This is a genomic window from Parachitinimonas caeni, assembly GCF_030129945.1.
Lineage (GTDB): Bacteria > Pseudomonadota > Gammaproteobacteria > Burkholderiales > Chitinimonadaceae > Parachitinimonas > Parachitinimonas caeni.
In genome coordinates, this window is sequence record NZ_JARRAF010000027.1 from 33,073 (window position 1) to 54,761 (window position 21,689).

A 21,689-nucleotide genomic window follows, 5' to 3' on the forward strand; every position below is an offset into this window, starting at 1 on the left:
GAGCCTAAGACTTGAGGAGGCCCCATGTATCAAAACCCCTACGGCATTATTGCCGCTGACTATTACCTGCCAGGTACGCCGGTCGATGTACGCGACTGGGCGCCGCTGCTCGGCGTCGCACCCGAGCTGGTGCAGGCGCTGATCAGCAACGGATGCCGCTATTTTCATATGGGGGAAGGCGAAAGCGATCTTTCCCTGTCGATGGCGGCTTTCGAGCGGTTGCTCAAGCGCGCGGGTATCGCTGCGCGGGAGGTGGACTATCTGATCCACGCCAACACACAGCCTTTCAGCATTCCCGAACCGCCTCGCTCCGTGGTGGCCGAGCTGGCTGCAGCGTTTGATCTGCAGCCCAAGCTGGCCTTCGGCATTACCCATCTTGGCTGTGCCTCGGTATTTGCGGCGATCGAAGCTGCCTGTGCCTTGCTGCAATCCGACCCGGATGCGCATTACGTGGCCATCGTCACCGCCGACCGGGTGTTCGACGAGCCCTTCCGCCTGCGCAAGGATCAGGGCATCCAGAGTGACGGCAGCTCGGCCCTGCTGATCGGGCGGGGTGAGGGGCTGGGCCGGTTGGCCTCACTTTGCCTGCGCTATTTCCCCAAGTTGGACGGGGGGCCAGCGTCGCCGCAGTTCGAAGCGCTGCACGGCACCTTCAACTGGGCCTATACCAAGACCGCTACGGCCGAGGCGCTGCAACAGGCCAGGCTGACGATGCGCGACATCGGCATCTTCCTGCCTACCAATTCCGAGGCGCCGTTGTGGCTGTCTCTCGGTCGCAGCCTGGGGGCCGAAGACCACCAGATGTTTACCGAAAACACCCGCCGACGCGGCCACGCCTGCTGTGCCAACCTGGCCATCAATCTGGTCGATGCCGGATTCGAGCATCTGGCCGCAGGCCACCCGGTGCTGGCGGCGGCGCAATCCAACAATGGCGCATATGCCGCTTTCACCCTGTTGCCACCGGGTGCCACTGCTGAAGGGAGGTAGCCATGAGTCTCTTGATTGAAGCCATCAACCTTTACCGTGCTCCGGCGCGGGCGGTTGCCAGCCCGCTGGGCAGCGAGGTTCCCGAAATCTACAAGCATCTGCTGGGGCCCTCGGGCAGCTTTTCCCGACCACCGGCAGCGCCGGTCTGGGCGGACCAATGGCAGGCACCGGACTATGCCTTGCCGGTGGAAGCCAGCGAGCGCTGCAGCGGTGAAATGGCCGAAGTGGCTGCGCGGGCATTGGCGGCAGCGCTGCCTGAAGGCACCGTCGCCACGGCCGGGGGGGTTCTGCACTGCCAGGCAACGCTGAGCCAGTCCATCGTTGCGTCGAACTGCCTGCGGGTCAAGAACAGCTGCAGCCCGAAAAGCCGCGTCGTACAAGCCTTGTCGCAGCTTGGCGTAGGGGCTGTGCCGGCGGCGCTGGCCCTGTCTGCGGCCTATCTGAGCGGCCCGTTGCTGGGCGGTCGGGTGCTGCTGTCGGCGTCAGATAAATGGATTCAACCCTTCTTCCGTGGCTATGCCGATCTGGTGAATTTCGGCGATGCCGCTGGCGCCGTGTTGATCTCGGCGCCGGCAGAAGACCGCCAGGGCATCGCCAAGGTCGTGGGCTGGAAGCACCTGCTGGCGGCCGATACCACACCGATCTGGCAACAGCCCCGGCAGCGACTGGCCGACCTGCTGGTGGATGGCGTGCTCAAAGTGGCCCTGCCGCTGCTGGAGCGGGCGCAGGCAGAAGAGCATCCGGTCGAGCTGATCATCGGCGAGCCGCTGGCCGAGGATGTCGTGACCCGCATCGCCCAGGCGCTGGCCGCCCCCAGCGACAACACCGGGGTCAGTCAGCGGGCGCATCTATCGTCAGCGGAAGCCCTCAACGGCTTGCTGACGGGCGTGCGCCACGCCAACCGGCTTGGCCGACCGGTGCGGGTGTTGATCTGGACGGCGTCGATGCCCGGCGTGTTCGGTGCCCTGCTGGCCGACTGCTATCCGGCGCAGCTGGATGACGACGGTGAGTTATGTCTGGCCAAACCCCTCACCCGCCACTGAGGCGTGAGCGGACTGATTTTCAACCTCCTTCCGTCCGGTGCCACCGAGGGCACCCCGGAATAAATCGAAGAAAGCCCCACCATGAGCTATCACCTAGTGTTGTCCCGGCGCGATGAGTTCAGCTTTGCCGACCTGCACGGCGAGTCGATCCTCAAGCGCTTTGAAGGGCCGATCCTGCTGTTTGCCGACAAGGAAACCGTCCACCACTTCACCAATCTGCCCAATTGCACGGTTGAAGCCGTGCGCTGGGCCGACAAGGAAGGTGTCTTCGCGCTGGCCGAGCGCTATCACCGTGAAGCCGGCATCACTTCGATCGCCACGCTGGATGAGCCCACTATCGAATTCGCCGCCCAGCTGCGCGAAAAGCTCGGGGTGCCCGGCCTGCGCTACGAAGACGCCATGCTCTACCGCGACAAAGTGCGGATGAAGGAATGCCTGGGGCCCAAGGGCATCCGCGTGCCGCAGTTTGTTTGCTGCAGCGACCGTGCTGCCGTGGCTGATCTGCTGGCCCGATACGGCAAGCTGGTGGTCAAGCCGCGTGATGGCCTGGGCTCGAAAAAAGTGTCCTTCATCAGCAACGCTGCCGAGCTGGAGCGCTGGTATGCCACCGAACGGGCCGCCGACAGCTTCGAGGCTGAGGAGTACATCGAAGGCATCCTCTACCACACCAACTCCATCGTGCAGAACGGCGAAGTGCTGTTCACCGCCATCGCGCCCTATCTGCCCGGCATGGGCAATATCGACTTCAGCTCGGGGGCGCCGATGGTGTGCCGCATGCTGGTGCAGGGCGAATTGCACGACCGCCTCAAGGCCTTCTCCGAGCAGGTGATTGCCGGCTTTGGCCTGCAGAACGGTGTGACCCACCTCGAAGCCTTCGTGTCGGATCGTGACGAGATCGTTTTCGTGGAAATGGCCATCCGCCCAGGTGGTGGCGGCATTGTCCACATGATTGAAGCCCAGTTCGGCATCAACCTGTCGCACGCCGCTCTGGCGATTGAACAGGGCCGGGCCCGGGAGGCATTGGGCCGGTTCCGGGCGATCGACCAGCTGGCCGGCTTGATCGGCTTCCGTGGCAACGACACCGTGCGCATCGCCGATATTCCGGGCAAAGATGCCTTTGCCGAAGACTGGATCCAGCTGGCCCGCATCTATGCCAAGCCCGGCGATGTGAAGGCGCCGAGCTTTCACTGCACCGACTACCGGGGTCTGATGATTTTCACGGCAGCGGATGAAACACAGTTCGACCAGCGCCTGAACCAGCTGACCGAGACCTTCGAGACCCGCATCGTCTGCGAACCACTTTGAGGATCCGCCCGCGAGCTTGCTGCGTGACAGCGAGCCGGGGCCGACCGATGTAACTGACTGATTAACCCTTGTCTGCGCCCAAGCCGGCCGCTTGCTGCGGCCTGCTCAGGACGCTGTACGCCCACTATCTGGAGAACGCGATGAATCAAGCTGTAATGGAAGTGACCAGCAACCTCGACGAGCGCCTCAAACGCTGTGTGCTGGACGTGCTGAAGCTCGACCTGCCGACCAGCGCCATTGCCGACGAGACCAGCCTGTATGAGCTTGGATTGGACTCATTGAGCGTGGTCGATCTGCTGATGGCGATTGAATCCACCTTCGGTATCGCCATCGACGTTGAAGAGCTGTCTGCCGAGCTGTTCGGCCAGTTCCTGACCCTGCGCGATTTTCTGCAGCAGAAGGCTACCCATGCGCACTGAGCCACTGCTCAGCCTGACGGCTGCCAGTGTGGCCCTGCCCGACCGGCATCGGGCCTGGCATGACTGGCCCCTGCAGGATGCCCTGCAACCACAGATGGGCGATTACGAGCGCGCCCATCTGGGCCTGATGGCGGATTACGGCATTGCGCCGGCCCGCTATAGCGAGGCGCTGCGTCCGTTCTGGCAAGGCGAGTCTGATGCGGTGTTTGTCGAGGCAACGGGCCAGACCCAGTCCGAACTCGCCGTGGCGGCGGTGCAGGGGCTGCTCAGCAAGCAGCCAGATCTGCCAGCACGGTGCGGTTTGGCCATCTACAGTCATACGGCGATTGATGAAGACCTGGTGCTCTCGACGCCTTGCCGGCTGATCAGCGAATGCGGGCTGACCAAGGCGCATGCGCTGGCCATCGCGCAATGTCAGGGGGCGTCGTTCTATCAGGCGCTGGCGGTGGCCGAGGCCAGCTTGCGGGCCGACCCGGCTTTGCAAGCCGGTTTGCTGGTGGCGGGCGAGAAATGGCTGCCGCCGTTTCCACGCCTGGTCGGCGCGACGGCCCTGCAGTCGGATGCCGCCGTCGCCCTGCTGATGCAGCCGAGCACAGCGGTGCCGGATTCCCTGTCGGCACTGGTGCTGCTCGATCACGAATTCCGCCAGTTCGAGCAGGCTTACGACCCCTACAGCCTGCTTGATCCGCTGGCGGACCGCAGCCGGCTGGCGGCAGAGATTGTCGGCACGGTCGAGAGCCTGCTGCAGCGCCGTCAGCTGCGGGCAGGGGATCTGGCCTTATGCCTGCCTCAGGGCTTGCGTGCCGAGCTGCGGGCGGAAGTGGCGCAAGGGCTGGGACTGTCGGCCGCCCAACAATGGCCCATCGACGCCAATGCCTATCTCGGCGCGGCCGATACGCCCTACCGGCTGGCGAAATTGCTGGCCACCCTGCCGCAACGGCCCGAGCTGGATGGCCGGCTGGTGCTGAGTTGGGGGCTGGGGCTGGGGGGCTGTACGGCAGCGGCACTGTGGCAGGTACGTGTAGCCGGCGAATGAATCCGCAACGATTGACCGTTGCGGGGGCAAAAACCAAACAAGCAAGAAGCGGAGGACATCTTGAACGATTCGACGGCAACACCCCGTAGCGGGCTGGCGACGCTGGCCCTGCTCACATCCAAGCTCACGCTGGCGCAGTTTGCGCCGGTGGTGCTGAACTTCTTCGTGTTCGGTCTGATGGGCAAACTGGGGGGCCTCTACTTCGCCACGTTCTCACAGGTGGCGACCATCAATATGACGGCGCTGTCGGCGTCGATTGGCGTACTGACGGCGCTCTACCCGCTGGCCGGCCGTGAGCTGGGCGCGGGGGATCAGGCGGCGTACCGACGGGTGATTGCAGACGGCATGGCCTTGGCCCTGCTGCTGGCGCTGCCCTTGCTGCTGGTGTCGCTGGCGGCTGGCTGGATTGTGGAGGTTTCTCATAATCCGCCGCCAGTGGTGGCGTTGGCGCACCAGATTGGTTGGGTGGCGGCGCTGGGGGTGATTCCGAATGTGCTGACCGGCGCCTATCGCATGCACTTTTCGATGTCGGGTCGGGCGGGGCTGATTTCGATCATCTACAGCGTTGGTTCGGTGCTGACGGTACTGCTGGCCATCATGGCGGTCGCTGCCGCCAAGGGCGATGCCGTACATGCCAGCCTGGCGATTACCGGCGTGATTGCTGCCACCAACTGGCTGATGTTCGGTGCCTGCTGGCTGTGCTGCCGGCAACAGGCGGCGCTCAAGATCGAGCCGCTGTCATTCCTGCGGCGGGTGCTGGCCGGTCGCGCCGGCTTGTTGCGGCTGCTGGCGGTGGGCTGGCCGATCGGCATGGTGTTTTTTCTGGAAGCCGGTGCCTTGCTGTTCTCGTCGCTGACGGCGGGGGCGTTCGGCCTGACGACGGGCGATGCCCACCTGGCCGGTCTGCAATGGCTGGGCGTCTGTCTGGTGCTGCCTCTGGGGCTGGGGCAGGCCTGCAGCCAGATTGTGGCCATTCACGATGGCAGCGGTGAGCTGACCCGGCGCAACGCCGCCTGCTGGCAGGCGATTGGTCTGGGGGCGGTGCTGGCGCTGTTTGTGACGGCCGCCTTTGCCTTGTGGCCGTTGCAGGCCGCTTCCCTGCTGCTGGGGCCGCGTGCGGCTGAACCGCAGCTGGCCGCGCTGCTGCGGGGGGTGATGCCGGCAACCGGTGTGCTCTTCCTGTTCGAGACCATCATCATCGTCAGCGCTGCCGCCCTGCGCGGGATTGGCGTGACCCGTTCGCCGCTGGCGTTGTCCGTGGTCGGCTATGGCCTGTTCACGGCTGGTGGCATCTGGCTGGCCGCAATTGTGCTGGGGCATGGCCTGCTGGGTGTCTGGATCGGCCTGCTTGGCGGGTTTGGCATCACCACGATTGCAGTATTGCTGCGCTGTCGCAGCGAATTCCGCCTGCCCGGCAACCGGCCCGAAGTGGCAGGTGACGGATCGGCATCTTCTCTGACTTCCCCCCACTTGACCACTGAAGGAGCAAAAGCATGAGCGCAATCACTCTCCACAACTGCGAACACCAGATCATGGCATCGGACGTGAATATGTCGGACAGCGAGTTCGACGAGTGTCTGCTGGCTTACACCAAGTTCGAGTATGTCTCGTTCGAGAAAGCCAACTTCGAGCACGTCCGTTTCGACGGCGCCAAGATCGCCAAGGCCAGCTTTGCCGACGTGGCCATTGCCGACAGCCTCTATGACGGCATGACCATCGAGGGCATTCCCGTCAAAGAGCTGTTGCGCGTTTATTCCGAACAACACCAGCCGGCCTGAGCGGCCGCCGTTCTGGAAACCTGTTCAGGCGCTGTGTGGCCCTGGCCGTGTGCCGCTAGCAGGCAACAGGGTTTGAACAGTTTCAGAGGAGACTAGCTTGAAACTCGACAGACAACGCTTGTGGGAAGCGATCCGGGCGGATGACAGGGAGGGCGCTGCCGCCATTGACCGTTTGATCGCCGAACTGCCGGGCTACGTCATGGCTACCGACAAGACCGGTGACATCGACTCGGCCTTGCTGGAAGGCTTCGGCATCGACCGGGTGAATCGCTTCATGATTCCGGTCGAATATGGTGGCTCGGCACTGACTGCCACCGCCCTGCGCCGCACGCTGGTGTTCGAGCGTATCGGCGCCATCTGTCCCGGTCTGTGCATTGGTCTGCCGGGGCCGGGCCTGTCGATGCCCCCCGTGCTGTCGCTGGGGACAGAAGACCAGCGCCGGGCCTTTTTTGCCCGCTTTATTGGCGCCGGCCGGCCGGTATGGGGGGCTTTTGCCATCAGCGAACCCGCCGTAGGCTCGGATGCCACCGCCCTGACCACGACCGCAACGGCCGATGGTGAGGAATATCTGATCAATGGCGAAAAGTGTTTTATCACCAATGGTGGCCGCTCGGATGTGATCGTGGTGTTCGCCTCGGTCGATCGCAAGCGCGGTCGCTTCGGTATTCGGGCCTTCATGGTCGATGCCACGACGCCGGGCTTTGCCCACGTCCGCAACGAAGACATGCTGGGGCTGCGCGGAAGTCAGCTGGCGCAGCTCTCGTTTACCGATTGCCGGGTTCACAAGACGGCGATGCTCGGTCACGACGGCAGCAAAGGTCCGACGATTGATGCTTTTACCGGCGCCCAGAGCGCCTGGGATTACATGCGACCGGTGCTGACCTCGGTGATCATCGGCTCCTGCGCCGGTGCGCTCGAATACGCCGGCAGCCTGCTGGCCGGCCCCGAGCGCGACAGCCTGAGCCTGAGCGGGCGGGCTGCGGCGGCCGACAAGCTCGGCAGCTATCGCCAGCGCCTGCAGGCGGCCCGCATGCTGGCTTATCGTGCCGCTTGGCGTTACGACCGGGGGGAGCGGGCTTCGCTCGATGCGTCGATGGCCAAAGCCTACGCCTCGACCCTGGCCATGCAACTGGCGCAAGACCTGATGCAGCTGTTCCCGTTGCAGGCCCTGGCGGCCGATGGGCGTCTTGCCAAGTTCTACCGTGATGCCAAGGCATACGACATTCTGGAAGGGACCGGCGATATGCAACGCCTGATGATTGCCCGCGCCTACGACTTTGCTGGCAGGAGGACCGCATGATGACGCACAAGGACATGCTGGCCACAGATCGCCAGTACTTCGATCTGGCCATGCCGGAAGCACTCGCCCCTTTGCTGGAAGTGGTGGATCGCTTCGCCGCTGATGCCGAACACAGCAAACGCGGTCCGGCCCTCAGCCCGGAACAGCGCAGCCAGCTGCTGGAACGTTTGCAGGAGCTGGATCTACCAGGTCTGTTGCTGGCGGCCGAGGATGAACTGGTGGCCGATGCCCCGCTCACCCTATTCCTGATCGCCGAGACCTTGGCGGCGGTCTGCCCGGAACTGGCCTGGCGAGGTCTGGCGCCGATTACTGCCGCGGCAGTGGCCCGGTTGGCTGGTACCGTGTACCCGACCAGCCATGTCCAGGCGCTGCAGCTGGATCTGTTTATTGAACAGGGCACCGGCCGTGGCCGGCAATGGCTGGCGCTGTCTCCCTGGCCGGCACCGGCCAGCACGGGGGCGCTGGTGCTGGATTGGCAGGCCGCGCAGGTGCTCGGCCCGCTGACCGCTGCCGAGCTGCAGACGGGCTGGAAACATGAAACGAAGACGGGGCTGCTCGGATTTGCCGGCGCCTGCCAGCAGACCTTGAGGGCAGCCGATATACCGGGGCGCCTGCAGCCACAGCAATGGACGCCAGCAACCGCCGATAACGCCCGGCGCTGGCTATGGGGCCTGCATGGCGGTTTGTTGTGCGGGGTACAGCGTGCGCAGCTGCGGCACGGCATGGACTACGCCAAAACCCGACAGGCGTTTGGCAAGCCGATCTACCAGCATCAGGCCATTTCGCTGCGTCTGGCAGATATGGCCTTGGCCGCCGATGCCAGCCGGCTCTATCTGCTGCAGACGCTGACCGATCAGGACGCTGCCTGTCGTGAGGCCGGTGGCGGCAGCTTCATCGTCGAAACCGCCCACCAGCTGGCGCGGGATGCGGTGCAGATCGCCGCCGCGCATGGCTACGTCGATGGCCTGCCCTTCAAGCGTTTGTTCGAACAGGCCCGTACGCTGGCCATGCTGTTCGCCAGCCTGACGGCGACTCCCGGCGGCGAGTAGTTCTCCTTTCCCCTAGGCGCTGTTGACGTTTTGTTTCCGGTCGCGCCGGGCCGAGTTTTGGGGCAGGGCTAGGCAGGGTGAGAGTAGTTTAGCGAGCTAAATAAGCGAACCCTAACGACGCCATGCCCCAAAAATCGACCCGGCCCGGAGGGTTTCGCCGGATTTGAGCCCGCTGCTGCGTTAAAAATCGCTTGCTTAGCCCACTAAGCGGCGCGCTTTTCGCCTTGCACCAGGCCCAAATCCGACGAAACGCGATCCGGAAATAAAATGTCAACAGTGCCTAAAACTGACCGCTTCCCGCACCGGCCCTTCGCCGGTCTGGGCGGCAGGGGGAGGCTTTGCCGCTTGATTTGTCCGACTGCGCCAGCCGCGCAGAAAAACCAAGAGAGTTCACACTGCCATGCGATACCAAGACATCCATCTTTTGCAGCATCTGATTGAACACAGCGCCCGCATCCTGCCTGGCCGCACCGCGCTGACACTGGGCGCCGACTCGCTCGACTACGCCGGGCTGGCCGGGTTGGTCGAGCGCTTTGCCGCCGGGGCGTTACGGCTGGGGTTGGCCCGGCAGGAACGGGTCGCCGTATTCCTGGCCAAGGGCTTCGAGCACGTCGCCGCCTGCTTTGGCACCGCTAGCGCCGGCGGCGTGTTTGTGCCGCTCAACCCCCTGCTCAAACCCGAGCAGGTGGCCTATATCCTGCGCGACTGCAATGTGAAGATGCTGGTCACCTCGTCGATCCGCTACGACCAGCTCAAGTCCGCACTGGCCGACTGCCCTGATCTGCGCGAGGTGGTGCTGATTGACGGCCAGCCGGGCGCACCGCGAGTAGCCGGCGTCAATGAACATCGCTGGTCTGAGGTGATTGCGGCGGCTGAGCCGGCGCCGGCCTGCCATCGCGTCATCGACAGCGATATGGTCGCCATCCTCTATACCTCGGGCAGCACCGGCAAACCCAAGGGCGTGGTGCTCTCACACCGCAATATGGTGACGGGTGCCAAGAGCGTGGCCAGCTATCTGGGCAACAGCGAGGGCGACACCATCCTGTCGGCGCTGCCGCTGAGCTTCGATGCCGGTTTCTCGCAGCTGACCACGGCCTTTCTGGTCGGGGCCCGGGTGGTGCTGCTCAACTACCTGACAGCGCAGGAAGTCGTCACCGTCATGGCCAAAGAAAAAGTCACCGGCCTGACCGGCGTGCCGCCGCTGTGGATGCAGCTGGCGCAGATCGAGTGGCCGGCTGAAGCTGCAGCCAGCCTGCGCTACTTCGCCAATACCGGCGGCAAGATGCCCCGGCCGACGCTGGACGCTTTACGCGCCAAGGCGCCGACCGCCAAGCCCTATCTGATGTACGGCCTGACCGAAGCCTTCCGCTCGACTTATCTGCCGCCTGAAGAAGTGGATCGCCGGCCCGACTCCATCGGCAAAGCCATTCCCAATGCCGAGATCCTGGTCCTCGACGACGACGGCCAGCCTTGCGGCCCCAATCAGCCAGGAGAGCTGGTGCACCGTGGCCCGCTGGTGAGCCTGGGTTACTGGAACGACGTTGCCAAGACGGCCGAGCGCTTCAAGCCACTGCCGGGACGTGAAGGTGGGCTGGTGCTGCCGGAAATGGCTGTGTTCTCGGGCGATACCGTGCGGATGGACGAAGACGGCTTTCTCTACTTTGTGTCGCGCCGCGACGAGATGATCAAGACCTCGGGCTATCGCGTCAGCCCGACGGAAATCGAAGAGATCCTCTACGCCACCCAGGTGGTGGCCGAAGTGGCTGCGTTTGGCATCGAGCATGCGACGCTGGGGCAGGCGATAGCCGTGGTGGCCTGGCCCAAGGCCGATGCCGAGGTGACCGTCGCCAGCCTGCAGGCGCTGTGCCGCCAGCGATTGCCTGCCTATATGGTGCCGAGCCGGATTGAGCTGGTGACTGAAGCCTTGCCACGCAATCCAAACGGCAAGATTGACCGCAAACTGCTGGCCGAGCGCCTGCAACAGACTCAGGAGCTGACAGCATGAACGCACCCTTGCATTCACCGTTTACCCTGGCCGGAGACCTCGACGTTAACGGCCAGCCCTTATCCCGCATAGTCGAGCGGCTCGGCCAGACGCCCTGTTATATCTACGACCGCAGCCTGCTCGACCAGCGCGTAGCCACCTTGCGGCAGGGGCTGGACCCACGCATCCAGCTGCATTACGCGATCAAGGCCAACCCGATGCCCGCGCTGGTCGGGCATATGGCAAGGCTGGTCGATGGTCTGGATGTGGCCTCGGCCGGCGAGCTGAAAATTGCGCTCGATGCCGGCATGGTGCCGCGTGAAATCAGCTTTGCCGGCCCCGGCAAGCGGGCCGAAGAGCTGACACAGGCCGTCGCGGCGGGCGTGCTGATCAATGTGGAGTCGCCACGCGAGCTACCAATTCTGGCTGCGGCCTCGCAAAAGCTCGGCGTGCCGGCGCGGGTGGCGGTGCGGGTCAACCCCGACTTCGATCTGCGGGCCTCGGGTATGAAGATGGGGGGCGGTGCCAAACAGTTTGGCGTCGATGCCGAGGCCGTGCCGGCGCTACTGCGCGAGATTCACCAGCTGGGCCTGCAGTTTGAAGGTTTTCATCTGTTTGCCGGGTCGCAGAACCTGAAAGCCGACGCCATCATCGACGCCCAGCAGAAAAGCTACGCGCTGGCACTGCGGCTGGCGGCGGAGATTGATCAGCCGCTCAAGGTGCTGAATCTGGGTGGCGGCTTCGGCATCCCGTACTTCCCCGGCGACCAACCGCTGACAGTGGATCCAATCAAGCAGAACCTCAATGCACTGGCCGAGCAGCTGGCCACCGACGCACCGGGCGCATCGGTGGTGATCGAGTTGGGACGCTATATGGTGGGCGAGGCGGGTTACTACGTCTGCCGGGTAGTTGATCGCAAACTGTCACGCGGTCAGGTGTTTCTGGTGACTGACGGCGGCATGCACCACCATCTGGCAGCCTCGGGCAATTTCGGACAGGTGCTGCGCAAAAACTACCCGGTCAGCATCATCGGCGGCGGCCCCGAAACCGAAGTTGCTTCCGTGGTCGGCCCGCTCTGTACCCCTCTGGATTTGCTCGGCGACAAGATGGCACTCCCGAAAGCCGAACCCGGCGCCCTCGTCGTCATCCACCAAAGCGGCGCCTACGGCCGCAGCGCCAGCCCCCGCGACTTCCTGGGGCATCCGGAGGTGGTGGAGACGTTGGTGTAGGTCAGTACACCTTGCTGGAGGTTATCTTGGGGGGCTGCTTAGCCCCCTCCTTCTTTCCATGCACATGGCTAGAGAGCGTCGGTATTCCAATGCGCTTTCAGTGCCGCTTTTTCCCCGCCCGAAATATTCAGGAGGTCGCAAACGTGGTCGATGGTGGCATCGAAGTCTGCTTTGCTGCCATAGAACACGTCTGGCAACGCTTTCAGCAGGTCAATCCGTTCCTGGTCTTGTTCCAGATTGTTTTGGGCATTGAAGAACATCTGCTTGTATGAGGGCTCGATGATGGTTTGCTTGTCGTGGCTCAATACAAAATAGTGGGTGCTGGTTGGGTTGACCTTTTGAAAGGCGGGTGCCATGCCATTTTGATTGAGGGATGCCATCACAGCATCCGAGCATTCGCCACAAAAGCCTTTGCGGGTGTCCATGACTTTGATCCGATCATGGTGATCTGCATGGATACCCAACTCCTCATTGGCTTCAATGATGTTATCGAGCTTCTGGATGACACTGAAATTCAGGTTGTTCTGAATGGTCTTCTGAATTTCCTGCCGCGCTACGGGGCCACAGTGCGCGCTGGACGCCGCCATATGCAGCAAAGCGGATGAGCTGGTCATGCGGTTGCCGTCATCTTTGTGCCCCATCGTTTCATAGAGGGCAACGCTCGACTGACCGACCATGCTGCTGATGTCTTCCCGGTCGCCTGAGTGAAGTTCTATCAGTTTTGCCTGAGCCTGCTCACCAATGTCATCTTGGCGCAGCGCCAGATTCAGCAGCATGTCGATGCTGGTGGAGTTACCTTGAGCGGCCGTGTCGGCCAGTCGGTCAACGGCACTGGCATCAATCTGGCTGGCATCTTCACTGAACAGCGATTCAAACTGGGTTTGGGTCAGGCCAACGTGGGGGGCTATTTGCAGCATGGTGTCGATCTCTCGGTAATGGTATTGGTCGAATGGTCTGCGATTGCTCGGCTGGCAATCGGCTATCAAGACGTGAGTGACAACGGGCGCCAATTGGTTGCAGGGATTTTTACCGGTTCGTTTCCATGATGGATCCACATGGCGGTGATCTGACCAAGCCCCTAGCGCCGCATGGCGCGCAGACGGGCAATGCGCTCTTCGGTGGCGGGGTGGGTCGAAAACCAAGAGGCGATGCTGCCACCGCTCAGGGGGTTGATGATCATCATCTGGCCGGTTTCCGGGTGGGCGTCGGCGCTGGGCAGAGGCACACCACGGGCGTAGTAGTCGATTTTCTGCAAGGCGCTGGCCAGCGCGAGCGGATCGCCGCAGATTTCCGCGCCGCCCCGGTCTGCTTCAAACTCGCGGGCCCGTGAGATCGCCATCTGGATCAGCATGGCTGCAAGGGGTGCCAGCAAGGCGACCAGGATACCTGCCAAGGGGTTGATTGGGCGGCCGTCTTCGTCGCGCCCGCCAAACAGCATGGCGAAATTGGCGAGTGCCGAGATAGCGCCGGCCAGCACGGCGGCGATGGTCGAAATCAGAATGTCGCGGTGTTTGACGTGGGCCAGCTCGTGCGCCATCACGCCGCGCAATTCTCTCTCGCTCAGCAGGTCGATGATGCCGGTGGTGGCGGCTACGGCAGCGTGGTCAGGGTCGCGGCCGGTAGCAAAGGCGTTGGGCTGGGCGGCGTTGATCAGGTAGACCTTGGGCATCGGCAGCCGGGCCCGTTGTGCCAGCTCCCGCACCATGTGGTAAAGGTAGGGTGCGTTGTGGGCGTTAACCTCCTGCGCGTGGTACAGCCGCAAGACCAGCTTGTCCGAAAACCAGTACGAAAATACGCTCATCCCCCCGCCAAACAGCAAGGCCAGCAGCATGCCAGCCTTGCCGCCCATGATGGCGCCCACCGCACCGAACAAAGCGACAATGGCGGCGAGCAAGACCGTGGTTTTCATCCAGTTACCCAGAGGCATGATCGTTCTCCCGATGTGACTGAGATAACTGGAATATGGGGGAAAGTCCTGCCAAATCAAGCAGCTTGAGGGGGCGTGGCCCCCTCGTGCCGTGCTTATTGATTCAGGGTGTACTCGTAGGCGCCAATGTCCGCATTGCCGGCGAACGGGCGGGGTGAGCCGTAGTAGTCCACCGCAGGGGCATTGCTGCTGATCAGATAATAGGCAGCGTTATAGGCGGGTGAAGCCGGGCTGATCTTGAAGTGATAGGCCGCAGTACCCAAGGGGTTGGCAAGCAGGGGATCGGCCAGCACATCGTTGGGGGCGCTGCCGACCGGGTCGTTGGCGGTGCCGCCAAACCAGAGATTACGGTTGAAAGCATGACCTTGCGCGACGCCAATGCTGCGCAGGGGGTCTTGCGCTTGCATTTGTCTGAACAGGTTATTTTCGAAGAGGTTATCGGAATGCTGAGTATCCGGGGTAATGGCCAATACCGGCTGTGGCCGGTTATCGCTGCCATTGCCATTCACCACGACAGTGTTATTACGCACCTGTACATTGCGCATGCCGCCTCGGAAATAAGCACTGCTATTGTCTGTGTAATAACTCAAACCAAAACGACCGCCTTGCACGATATTGTTGAGAATCGAAATATTCTCAAGTCGCAGATAATTGGTATTATTCTGGCTGGTATCCGTTTCATTGGCAAGGCTGATGCCGCCCGCTGCGGCGCCGCAGCGAAAATGGTGTGGGTCGAAAAGAGTGTGAATGAAATTTCGCTCGACCACGATATTGGCTGCGTTATTCAAATATAAATTCGTGCCAAAGTTGTCATGCAAATCATTCTGGCTGACCATGACTCTCTGCGCATTGCTCAGAATAACGCCTTCACCAAAATTGTGGTGGACGATATTATTCTGAATAACCGCATCAAGCGTATCGGATAGATTCATGGCGCCGGGCCAGCCCCCACTGGTGCAGGCCGGGTCATTATTGCCTTCGTTGATTTTGGCCGCGCCATAGATCCGGTTGTCGTCGATGGTGATAAATCGATTGGGTGGCGGGTTTGTCATGTCTTCACGTAATACATGAATACCACGACCGGAAAGATCGGCTAATTCATTATTCACTAGCGTGACTTGGGTCGAGGATTTGACCTTGATCGCAGAAAGCGGCTTGCCTTCACGCAGACCGCGAATGCCGGTGATGTAGTTACTGCGAATAGCCACCGCATCCGACAAGGTGACGACGATGCCGTCGCCTAATTGAACCGGCGTTGGGGAGGGCATGCCATCAATATGGTTTTCACTCAGGGTGGAATTGGAAATCTGGCGAGCGTAAATCGACGTGTCTTTGTTGCCCAAAAAGTAGTTATTCAGTATCTGATAGCTCCCTTTGGGGGTGTTGGCGGGTAAGCCATTTAAATTGTCATCGATTTGAATACCATACTTTCCGGTGAAATAAAATGAGTTATTGTCAATGCGGATATGATTGTTGTTGCGTGCTATGTATAGGGCTGCATTCTGTGGGCTGTTGAATAGAATGCCCGAGATTCTGATATGACTGGAGCCTGCCATGGAGATACAGTTTCTTTTCAGGCTGCAGTCTATTTCTACGCGTCGATTGCGGTTGGTTAAGGCGATAAATTGAATCGGCAGTTCGGCGGTGCCGGTTTTGTTGTTGAGGTAAAGGGTTTGCGCCAATTGATATTGTCCTGGGGCGATATAAACGGTGTCGCCTGCTGTAACCAGATTGGCGGCGTAATGAATGGTGAGAAAAGGGTCGTTCGCACTACCCGCTGCCGGATGATCACGCCCCAGTGTGGACACATAATAATCTCTGGCTAAAGCATGCGGGCTTGTCATGGCGCAGCTGCTGAGGCTGATCGCCAAAATAGTTTTGGCAATCTGGATTTTCAACCGAGAGTCGCTTGGGAGTGATGGCTGGCGAGAATTCGACATTGAAAAGCTCCTTTTCATCCAAATACAGGACATTTGTCCTTGTTTTGTGGTGTGGTAAATAAAATATTCAATTTAGGCGATGCTATCGGCCTGGTTTGGGTATGACAAGTGATTGCGATGTAGAAGGGGCGGATTACGGTCGCTTGCCCGTTGGTGGCTGCTTTGTGCTAGGTTTTGATGCGCTGGGCCGGTTGTTGCTCGTATGGGCTTGCCTGGTCGGTCTGGCCTGTTGTTTCCGAAAACAAATCACGACCCGTCGGGACTTGCATCAAATGACTTCTGCTTATGACCTGGATCTGCCCAAGAATCCTGCCAATTACCTTCCGCTGTCGCCGCTGTCGTTTTTACCCCGTAGTGCCATGCTGTGGCCGGACAAGACGGCGGTGATTCACGGCAGCCAGCGATTCAGCTGGGCGCAGATGTATGCCCGAAGCCGTCGCCTGGCTTCCGCGTTGGCGCAGCGAGGCATCGGGCGAGGTCAGACGGTGGCCATTCTGGCGCCGAATATTCCGGCGATGATTGATGCGCACTTTGGCGTGCCCATGTGTGGCGCGGTGCTCAATACCCTCAATTACCGGCTGGATCCGGCCACGATTGCCTTTCAGCTTGAGCATGGTGAGGCCCGCGTGCTGTTGTGTGACAGCGAGTTCGTGCCACTGGCCCAGGCCGCCTTGGCGCTGGTCAAGGTCCGGCCCTTGCTGGTGAATATCGTGGATGCGCAAGCCGATTTCGGGCAGCGTCTGCAGGGGCTGGACTACGAAGCCTTGCTGGCGGAAGGGGACCCTGACTATGACTGGCCAGCGCCACAGGATGAGTGGGAAGCGATCAGCCTGAATTACACCTCGGGCACGACCGGTAACCCGAAAGGTGTGGTGTATCACCATCGTGGCGCCTACCTGAATGCCATGTCGAATGCCCTGGCAACCGGGATGAGCCACGCAACGGTCAAACTGTGGTCGTTGCCAATGTTTCATTGCAATGGCTGGTGTTTTGTCTGGACCTTGGCGGCAATAGGCGGTACCTCGGTCTGCCTGCGGCGGGTTGAAGCCGAAACGATGTTCGCGCTGATTGCCGAGCAAGGCGTCAACTATATGTGTGGGGCTGCGGTGGTGCTGAGCCTGTTCATCAATGCACCCGCGACCGTGCGCCGGACGTTTGCGCACACCGTGCATTTCAATGCAGCGGCCGCACCGGTGCCGGTGCCGATCATTCGTGCGGCTGAGGCGATCGGCTTCAAGGTGCAGCATCTGTATGGCCTGACGGAAACCTACGGCCCGGCGACTTTGTGCTTGTGGAAGGAGGAATTCAGCCTGCTGCCCGAGCCAGAGCAAGCAGCCATCCTGCGCCGACAGGGGGTTGCCTACCCGATGCTCGAAGCGGTGACGGTGCTGGACCCGGCAACCATGCAGCCGGTACCGGCCGATGGTGAAACGCTGGGCGAAGTCATGTTTCGCGGCAATATTGTCATGAAGGGTTATCTGAAGAACCCGGCCGCCAGCGCCGAAGCATTTCGGGATGGTTGGTTCCATTCCGGTGATTTGGGGGTTTTGCACCCGGATGGCTATATCGAGCTGAAGGATCGCAGCAAGGACATCATTATTTCTGGCGGTGAGAACATCGCCAGCATCGAGGTGGAAGCTGCGCTGTATCAGCATCCTGCCGTGCTGGAAGCGGCCGTGGTGGCGTTGCCCGACGAGAAATGGGGTGAGGTGCCGTGCGCCTTTGTCATGCTGAAACCGGGTGTTGTCTCGATTGATGAAACCGAGTTGCGGAATTTCTGCCGTGACAGGCTGGCCGGTTATAAAGTCCCCAAGCGCTTTGTGTTTGGGGAGCTGCCTAAAACCTCGACCGGCAAGGTGCAGAAGTTCCTGCTGCGAGATCGGGCCAAGGCCGGGCTATAAAGGCCGCGTCTGACCGCCAGACAGCGCCGGCTGATCCAGATGCCCACCTGCGGCATTTTGCGCGGCTGGCCAGCGGGTCGGCTTGTCCCCACAATGAAACGCAGTACAATCCAGCGCTTACCGCGCGATTTGCGTGTCGTTTCAACTAACACCTTCGACCTATGCTGACTTTCCAGGAAATCATCCTTACGTTGCAACGCTATTGGAATCAACACGGCTGTGCGTTGCTCCTGCCTTACGACATGGAAATGGGCGCAGGCACTTTCCACACCGCAACCTTTCTGCGTGCCATTGGCCCGGAACCCTGGCGTGCGGCTTATGTGCAGCCCAGTCGCCGTCCCAAGGATGGCCGTTACGGCGAGAACCCGAACCGTCTGTTCCAGCATCACCAGTTTCAGGTAGCCCTCAAGCCCAGCCCCGACAATATTCAGGAGCTGTATCTGGGGTCGCTCAAAGAGCTGGGGCTTGATCCGACCATTCACGACATCCGCTTCGTCGAAGATGACTGGGAAAGCCCGACGCTTGGCGCCTGGGGGCTCGGTTGGGAGGTCTGGCTCAACGGCATGGAAGTGACGCAGTTCACCTACTTCCAGCAGGTAGGCGGCCTCGATTGCAAACCGGTATTGGGCGAGATCACTTACGGCCTGGAGCGGTTGGCGATGTATCTGCAGAACATCGAGAACGTTTACGACCTGGTCTGGACTACTCTGCCTGACGGCAGGCCGGTCACTTACGGCAACGTGTTCTTCCAGAACGAAGTCGAACAATCAAAGTACGCCTTTGAGCATTCGAATGTCGAACTACTATTCAAGCAGTTCACCGAGTTCGAAGCCGAGGCCAAGCGTCTGCTGGATGCGGGCCTTGCCTTACCGGGTTACGAGATGGTGATGAAGTGTTCGCATACCTTCAACCTGCTTGACGCACGCGGGGCGATCTCGGTGACTGAGCGTGCCGCTTATATTGGCCGGGTCAGAACACTGGCCAGACAGGTGGCACAAGCCTATTACGATGCCCGAGAAGCCCTGGGCTTTCCGATGCTCGCTTCCTGAGTCGCCGAAAAATGCTCCGACGCCTGCTTTCATTATTTACCCTGCCGCTGCTTTTGGCGGCTTGTGGAGACTTTGAAGATGCGTCGGATGTGTCGGGCTACTCCCGGCCACCCAAAGATGAAAAAGCCGAATGGCAGAGCGTGATCAACGCCGATGCCTTCACCGCGTCTGTCGATCTGAAGTCGATAGGAGGTGAAGATCAGTACGCCGAGCGGGATTACATCTATGCCTGGCTGCGGCAGGAATTCAAGGAAGACCAGCAGGTTGCCAATCTGGATGGGGATCCCACCAAGCGGAAGTACCGCGTGCGTTATGCCCGCTACGCCATTGACTGCGCCACCTGGAGTGAAAAGCAGGTTGCCTTGATGGGCGGCGTCAGCTCGGAACTGCGCAATGCAGCCGGGAAAGTGGTGCAGCGTTCCGGCGTGGTTGGCTTCATGCGCGAATTCCAGATGCAGCAGCGTAATACGCTGGGCGAGCAATTCGTACGCAAAGTGTGCGATGCAGCCAGCAAGATGACTGATAAGAAAGGCCGGCCGATTGAACAAGATCAGCCCGCTTACCCGATAGACAAGAACAAGGTACCGCCAGACCGTAGTGCTGCCGAGCCGGCAACATTACCCGCCTGATGCTGACCTCTTACCGTATTTTGAGATTGATTCGTCCATGTCGAACACCCTTCTGATCGAACTTTTCACCGAAGAACTTCCACCCAAAGCCTTGCCCAAGCTGGCGGCGAGCTTTGCTCAGACCATCGCAGACGAGCTGACGCGGCTGGGCTTCATTGCTGCTGGCACGGCGGTAACCGAGTTTGCCTCACCTCGCCGCCTGGCGGTCAGCATTCCGGCTGTGGCCGCCATTCAGCCGGATCAAACCGTTGAACGCCGTGGCCCTGCCGTGGCTGCAGGCTACAAGGATGGCCAGGCCACCCCGGCCTTGCAGGGTTTTGCCCGCTCCTGTGGTGTGGCGATTGAGGCGCTGGAGAAAGGCTCGGACGGCAAGCAGGAAGTATTTGTCTTCCGCTCTGAAAAGAAGGGCGAGCCACTGGCAGTGCATCTGACTGCAATTGTCGAACTGGCTTTGAAAAAACTACCCGCCCCCAAGCTGATGCGCTGGGGCAGCCGTGAAGGCCAGTTCATTCGTCCGGTACACGGCTTGATGATGTTGCACGGCGATGAGGTGATTGCGGGTTCTGCATTGGGCTTTGAAAGTGGTCGGGAGACCGGGGGGCATCGCTTCCTGTCTCAAGGCAAGTTGTCGATGCCTGATGCGGCAAGCTACGCCAGCGTTTTGCGTGAGCAGGGCAAGGTGATGGCCAGTTTTGCCGAGCGGCGGGCTGCCATCAAGCAGCAGCTTGATCAAAAGGCGGCCGAGCGGGGCGCCCGTATCGCGGGCAGCGATGCGCTGCTGGATGAGGTGACGGGCCTGGTTGAGTGGCCGGTGGTGCTGGAGGGCAGCTTTGAAGAAGACTTCCTCAAGGTACCGCAGGAATGTCTGATCCTGACCATGCAACAGAACCAGAAGTACTTTCCTTTGCTCGACGAGCAGGGTCGGCTGACCAATCGCTTTCTGCTGGTTTCCAACCAACAAAGCCGCGACCCCGGCCAGATCGTCCACGGTAACGAACGGGTGGTACGTGCCCGCTTGTCGGATGCCAAATTCTTCTTTGAGCAAGATCAGAAAACCCGCCTGGATGCCCGCGTCAGCCGCCTGAAGGGTGTGGTCTATCACAACAAGATTGGTAGCCAGCTGGAGCGCGTCACCCGTCTGGAAACCATTGCCGGTGAAATTGCCCGCGAACTGGGTAGCGATCAGGCGATTGCAGCGCGTGCTGCCCATCTGGCCAAAGCTGATCTGGTCAGCGATATGGTCGGCGAATTCCCGGAGCTGCAAGGCATCATGGGCATGTACTACGCCCGTCTCGATGGTGAGCACGAGGCCGTCGCCGAAGCGATTGAGGGGCATTACCACCCACGCTTTGCGGGCGATACTTTGCCACAAGGTCCGATTGCCCAGGCCGTTTCTTTGGCGGATAAACTGGAAGCGATAGTGGGAATCTACGGTATCGGTCTGGTACCAACCGGTGATAAAGATCCGTTCGGCTTGCGTCGGGCTGCGCTCGGCGTGTTGCGCATGCTGATAGAGGCCCGGCTCAAGCTGGATCTGAGGAAGCTGCTGCAGTTGACGGCCAATAGCTTTCCGGCCGGCATCCTGTCGGCAACCGTGGTGGGCGACGTCTTTGAATTCATTCTGGAGCGCTTGCGCAACTACCTGGCTGCCGAATATCCCTCTGCGGATATTGACGCGGTGCTGGCTGATCGACCAAGTCGCCTGGAAACCGTGCTTGCCCGTCTCGCAGCGGTTGCTGAGTTCAAGCGTTTGCCAGAAGCGGCAACTTTGGCTGCGGCCAACAAGCGTACCTGCAATATCCTCAAGAAAATTACCGATCCCCTGCCGACGCTGGATGCGTCTCGCCTGACCGAGGCAGAAGAGAAGGCGTTGCACGGTGTTCTGGTGGATTTGCAGCCCAAGGTGGCGGCCCAGTTCAAGGCTCACGATTACACGGCCGCTCTGAAGAGTTTGGCGGCGTTGAAGGCGCCGGTTGATGCCTTCTTCGATCATGTGATGGTGATGGCCGACGATTTGGCTGTTCGGAATAATCGTTTGGCGTTGCTGGCCGAGCTGGCCGGTTTGATGAACCAGGTTGCAGATATCTCACTGCTGGCTGAGTAAAGGAAAAAC

General features: G+C 60.9%; 18 protein-coding genes. 15 read left to right on the forward strand and 3 right to left on the reverse strand.

What is annotated here, in order from left to right; genetic code table 11:
- The first annotated feature begins 24 nt into the window (after positions 1 to 24).
- From PZA18_RS17965 to PZA18_RS18015, 11 genes are all read left to right on the forward strand, one after another.
- A complete protein-coding gene (locus PZA18_RS17965; protein ID WP_284102252.1) occupies positions 25 to 987 on the forward strand; it encodes a ketoacyl-ACP synthase III family protein in 963 nt (320 codons plus the stop codon).
- A 2-nt stretch (positions 988 to 989) separates the two neighbouring features.
- A complete protein-coding gene (locus PZA18_RS17970) occupies positions 990 to 2,030 on the forward strand; it encodes a hypothetical protein (protein ID WP_284102253.1) in 1,041 nt (346 codons plus the stop codon).
- 81 nt (positions 2,031 to 2,111) lie between these two features.
- Positions 2,112 to 3,335, forward strand: a complete 1,224-nt coding sequence (locus PZA18_RS17975; RefSeq protein ID WP_284102254.1) for an ATP-grasp domain-containing protein — start codon at positions 2,112 to 2,114, stop codon at positions 3,333 to 3,335.
- 140 nt (positions 3,336 to 3,475) lie between these two features.
- On the forward strand, positions 3,476 to 3,754 hold the full coding sequence (locus PZA18_RS17980; protein WP_284102255.1) for an acyl carrier protein: 279 nt from the start codon (positions 3,476 to 3,478) through the stop codon (positions 3,752 to 3,754).
- Positions 3,744 to 4,790, forward strand: a complete 1,047-nt coding sequence (locus PZA18_RS17985; RefSeq protein ID WP_284102256.1) for a beta-ketoacyl-[acyl-carrier-protein] synthase family protein — start codon at positions 3,744 to 3,746, stop codon at positions 4,788 to 4,790. Before PZA18_RS17980 ends, PZA18_RS17985 begins: the two co-directional genes overlap by 11 nt.
- A 60-nt stretch (positions 4,791 to 4,850) precedes the next feature.
- On the forward strand, positions 4,851 to 6,287 hold the full coding sequence (locus tag PZA18_RS17990) for an MATE family efflux transporter (RefSeq protein ID WP_284102257.1): 1,437 nt from the start codon (positions 4,851 to 4,853) through the stop codon (positions 6,285 to 6,287).
- A complete protein-coding gene (locus PZA18_RS17995; RefSeq protein WP_284102258.1) occupies positions 6,284 to 6,568 on the forward strand; it encodes a pentapeptide repeat-containing protein in 285 nt (94 codons plus the stop codon). The genes PZA18_RS17990 and PZA18_RS17995 overlap by 4 nt, the downstream gene beginning before the upstream one ends.
- A gap of 97 nt (positions 6,569 to 6,665) precedes the next feature.
- Entirely contained in the window at positions 6,666 to 7,868 is a 1,203-nt protein-coding gene (locus PZA18_RS18000) for an acyl-CoA dehydrogenase family protein (RefSeq protein WP_284102259.1), read from the forward strand.
- Positions 7,865 to 8,917 (forward strand): acyl-CoA dehydrogenase family protein, encoded by a 1,053-nt coding sequence (locus PZA18_RS18005; RefSeq protein WP_284102260.1) that lies wholly within the window; start codon positions 7,865 to 7,867, stop codon positions 8,915 to 8,917. The genes PZA18_RS18000 and PZA18_RS18005 overlap by 4 nt, the downstream gene beginning before the upstream one ends.
- A 400-nt stretch (positions 8,918 to 9,317) precedes the next feature.
- On the forward strand, positions 9,318 to 10,922 hold the full coding sequence (locus tag PZA18_RS18010; RefSeq protein WP_284102261.1) for an acyl-CoA ligase (AMP-forming), exosortase A system-associated: 1,605 nt from the start codon (positions 9,318 to 9,320) through the stop codon (positions 10,920 to 10,922).
- Positions 10,919 to 12,130 carry a pyridoxal-dependent decarboxylase, exosortase A system-associated gene (locus PZA18_RS18015; RefSeq protein WP_284102262.1) on the forward strand — a complete coding sequence of 404 codons (1,212 nt, stop codon included), beginning with the start codon at positions 10,919 to 10,921 and terminating at the stop codon, positions 12,128 to 12,130. Before PZA18_RS18010 ends, PZA18_RS18015 begins: the two co-directional genes overlap by 4 nt.
- A 68-nt stretch (positions 12,131 to 12,198) precedes the next feature.
- Here PZA18_RS18015 and PZA18_RS18020 read toward each other — a convergent pair whose 3' ends face one another.
- The 3 genes from PZA18_RS18020 to PZA18_RS18030 all read right to left on the reverse strand — a co-directional run bounded on the left by PZA18_RS18020 (position 12,199) and on the right by PZA18_RS18030 (position 15,997).
- On the reverse strand, positions 12,199 to 13,047 hold the full coding sequence (locus PZA18_RS18020; RefSeq protein ID WP_284102263.1) for a C48 family peptidase: 849 nt from the start codon (positions 13,045 to 13,047) through the stop codon (positions 12,199 to 12,201).
- A 161-nt stretch (positions 13,048 to 13,208) separates the two neighbouring features.
- Positions 13,209 to 14,057 carry a zinc metalloprotease HtpX gene (gene htpX, locus PZA18_RS18025; protein WP_308447420.1) on the reverse strand — a complete coding sequence of 283 codons (849 nt, stop codon included), beginning with the start codon at positions 14,055 to 14,057 and terminating at the stop codon, positions 13,209 to 13,211.
- Between the two features lie 95 nt (positions 14,058 to 14,152).
- Positions 14,153 to 15,997: a right-handed parallel beta-helix repeat-containing protein gene (locus PZA18_RS18030; RefSeq protein WP_284102264.1), complete on the reverse strand. Its 1,845-nt coding sequence runs from the start codon at positions 15,995 to 15,997 to the stop codon at positions 14,153 to 14,155.
- 272 nt (positions 15,998 to 16,269) lie between these two features.
- Between PZA18_RS18030 and PZA18_RS18035 the strand changes: the two genes are divergently transcribed.
- The 4 genes from PZA18_RS18035 to glyS all read left to right on the forward strand — a co-directional run bounded on the left by PZA18_RS18035 (position 16,270) and on the right by glyS (position 21,680).
- Positions 16,270 to 17,898, forward strand: coding sequence for an acyl-CoA synthetase (locus tag PZA18_RS18035; RefSeq protein WP_284102265.1), 1,629 nt, complete (start codon positions 16,270 to 16,272; stop codon positions 17,896 to 17,898).
- A 161-nt stretch (positions 17,899 to 18,059) separates the two neighbouring features.
- Complete coding sequence (gene glyQ / locus PZA18_RS18040) at positions 18,060 to 18,947, forward strand: glycine--tRNA ligase subunit alpha (RefSeq protein WP_284102266.1); 888 nt, start codon at positions 18,060 to 18,062, stop codon at positions 18,945 to 18,947.
- 11 nt (positions 18,948 to 18,958) lie between these two features.
- Positions 18,959 to 19,576: a hypothetical protein gene (locus tag PZA18_RS18045; RefSeq protein ID WP_284102267.1), complete on the forward strand. Its 618-nt coding sequence runs from the start codon at positions 18,959 to 18,961 to the stop codon at positions 19,574 to 19,576.
- Between the two features lie 37 nt (positions 19,577 to 19,613).
- On the forward strand, positions 19,614 to 21,680 hold the full coding sequence (gene glyS, locus PZA18_RS18050; protein ID WP_284102268.1) for a glycine--tRNA ligase subunit beta: 2,067 nt from the start codon (positions 19,614 to 19,616) through the stop codon (positions 21,678 to 21,680).
- The last annotated feature ends 9 nt before the right edge of the window (positions 21,681 to 21,689 follow it).

Bases quoted from the DNA above. Each gene is read 5' to 3' on its own strand.
- PZA18_RS17965 (WP_284102252.1), top strand. From the start codon at position 25: ATGTATCAAAACCCCTACGGCATTATTGCCGCTGACTATTACCTGCCA.
- PZA18_RS17970 (WP_284102253.1), top strand. From the start codon at position 990: ATGAGTCTCTTGATTGAAGCCATCAACCTTTACCGTGCTCCGGCGCGG.
- PZA18_RS17975 (WP_284102254.1), top strand. From the start codon at position 2,112: ATGAGCTATCACCTAGTGTTGTCCCGGCGCGATGAGTTCAGCTTTGCC.
- PZA18_RS17980 (WP_284102255.1), top strand. From the start codon at position 3,476: ATGAATCAAGCTGTAATGGAAGTGACCAGCAACCTCGACGAGCGCCTC.
- PZA18_RS17985 (WP_284102256.1), top strand. From the start codon at position 3,744: ATGCGCACTGAGCCACTGCTCAGCCTGACGGCTGCCAGTGTGGCCCTG.
- PZA18_RS17995 (WP_284102258.1), top strand. From the start codon at position 6,284: ATGAGCGCAATCACTCTCCACAACTGCGAACACCAGATCATGGCATCG.
- PZA18_RS18005 (WP_284102260.1), top strand. From the start codon at position 7,865: ATGATGACGCACAAGGACATGCTGGCCACAGATCGCCAGTACTTCGAT.
- PZA18_RS18010 (WP_284102261.1), top strand. From the start codon at position 9,318: ATGCGATACCAAGACATCCATCTTTTGCAGCATCTGATTGAACACAGC.
- PZA18_RS18015 (WP_284102262.1), top strand. From the start codon at position 10,919: ATGAACGCACCCTTGCATTCACCGTTTACCCTGGCCGGAGACCTCGAC.
- PZA18_RS18020 (WP_284102263.1), bottom strand. From the start codon at position 13,047: ATGCTGCAAATAGCCCCCCACGTTGGCCTGACCCAAACCCAGTTTGAA.
- htpX (WP_308447420.1), bottom strand. From the start codon at position 14,057: ATGCCTCTGGGTAACTGGATGAAAACCACGGTCTTGCTCGCCGCCATT.
- PZA18_RS18030 (WP_284102264.1), bottom strand. From the start codon at position 15,997: ATGTCGAATTCTCGCCAGCCATCACTCCCAAGCGACTCTCGGTTGAAA.
- PZA18_RS18035 (WP_284102265.1), top strand. From the start codon at position 16,270: ATGACTTCTGCTTATGACCTGGATCTGCCCAAGAATCCTGCCAATTAC.
- glyQ (WP_284102266.1), top strand. From the start codon at position 18,060: ATGCTGACTTTCCAGGAAATCATCCTTACGTTGCAACGCTATTGGAAT.
- PZA18_RS18045 (WP_284102267.1), top strand. From the start codon at position 18,959: ATGCTCCGACGCCTGCTTTCATTATTTACCCTGCCGCTGCTTTTGGCG.
- glyS (WP_284102268.1), top strand. From the start codon at position 19,614: ATGTCGAACACCCTTCTGATCGAACTTTTCACCGAAGAACTTCCACCC.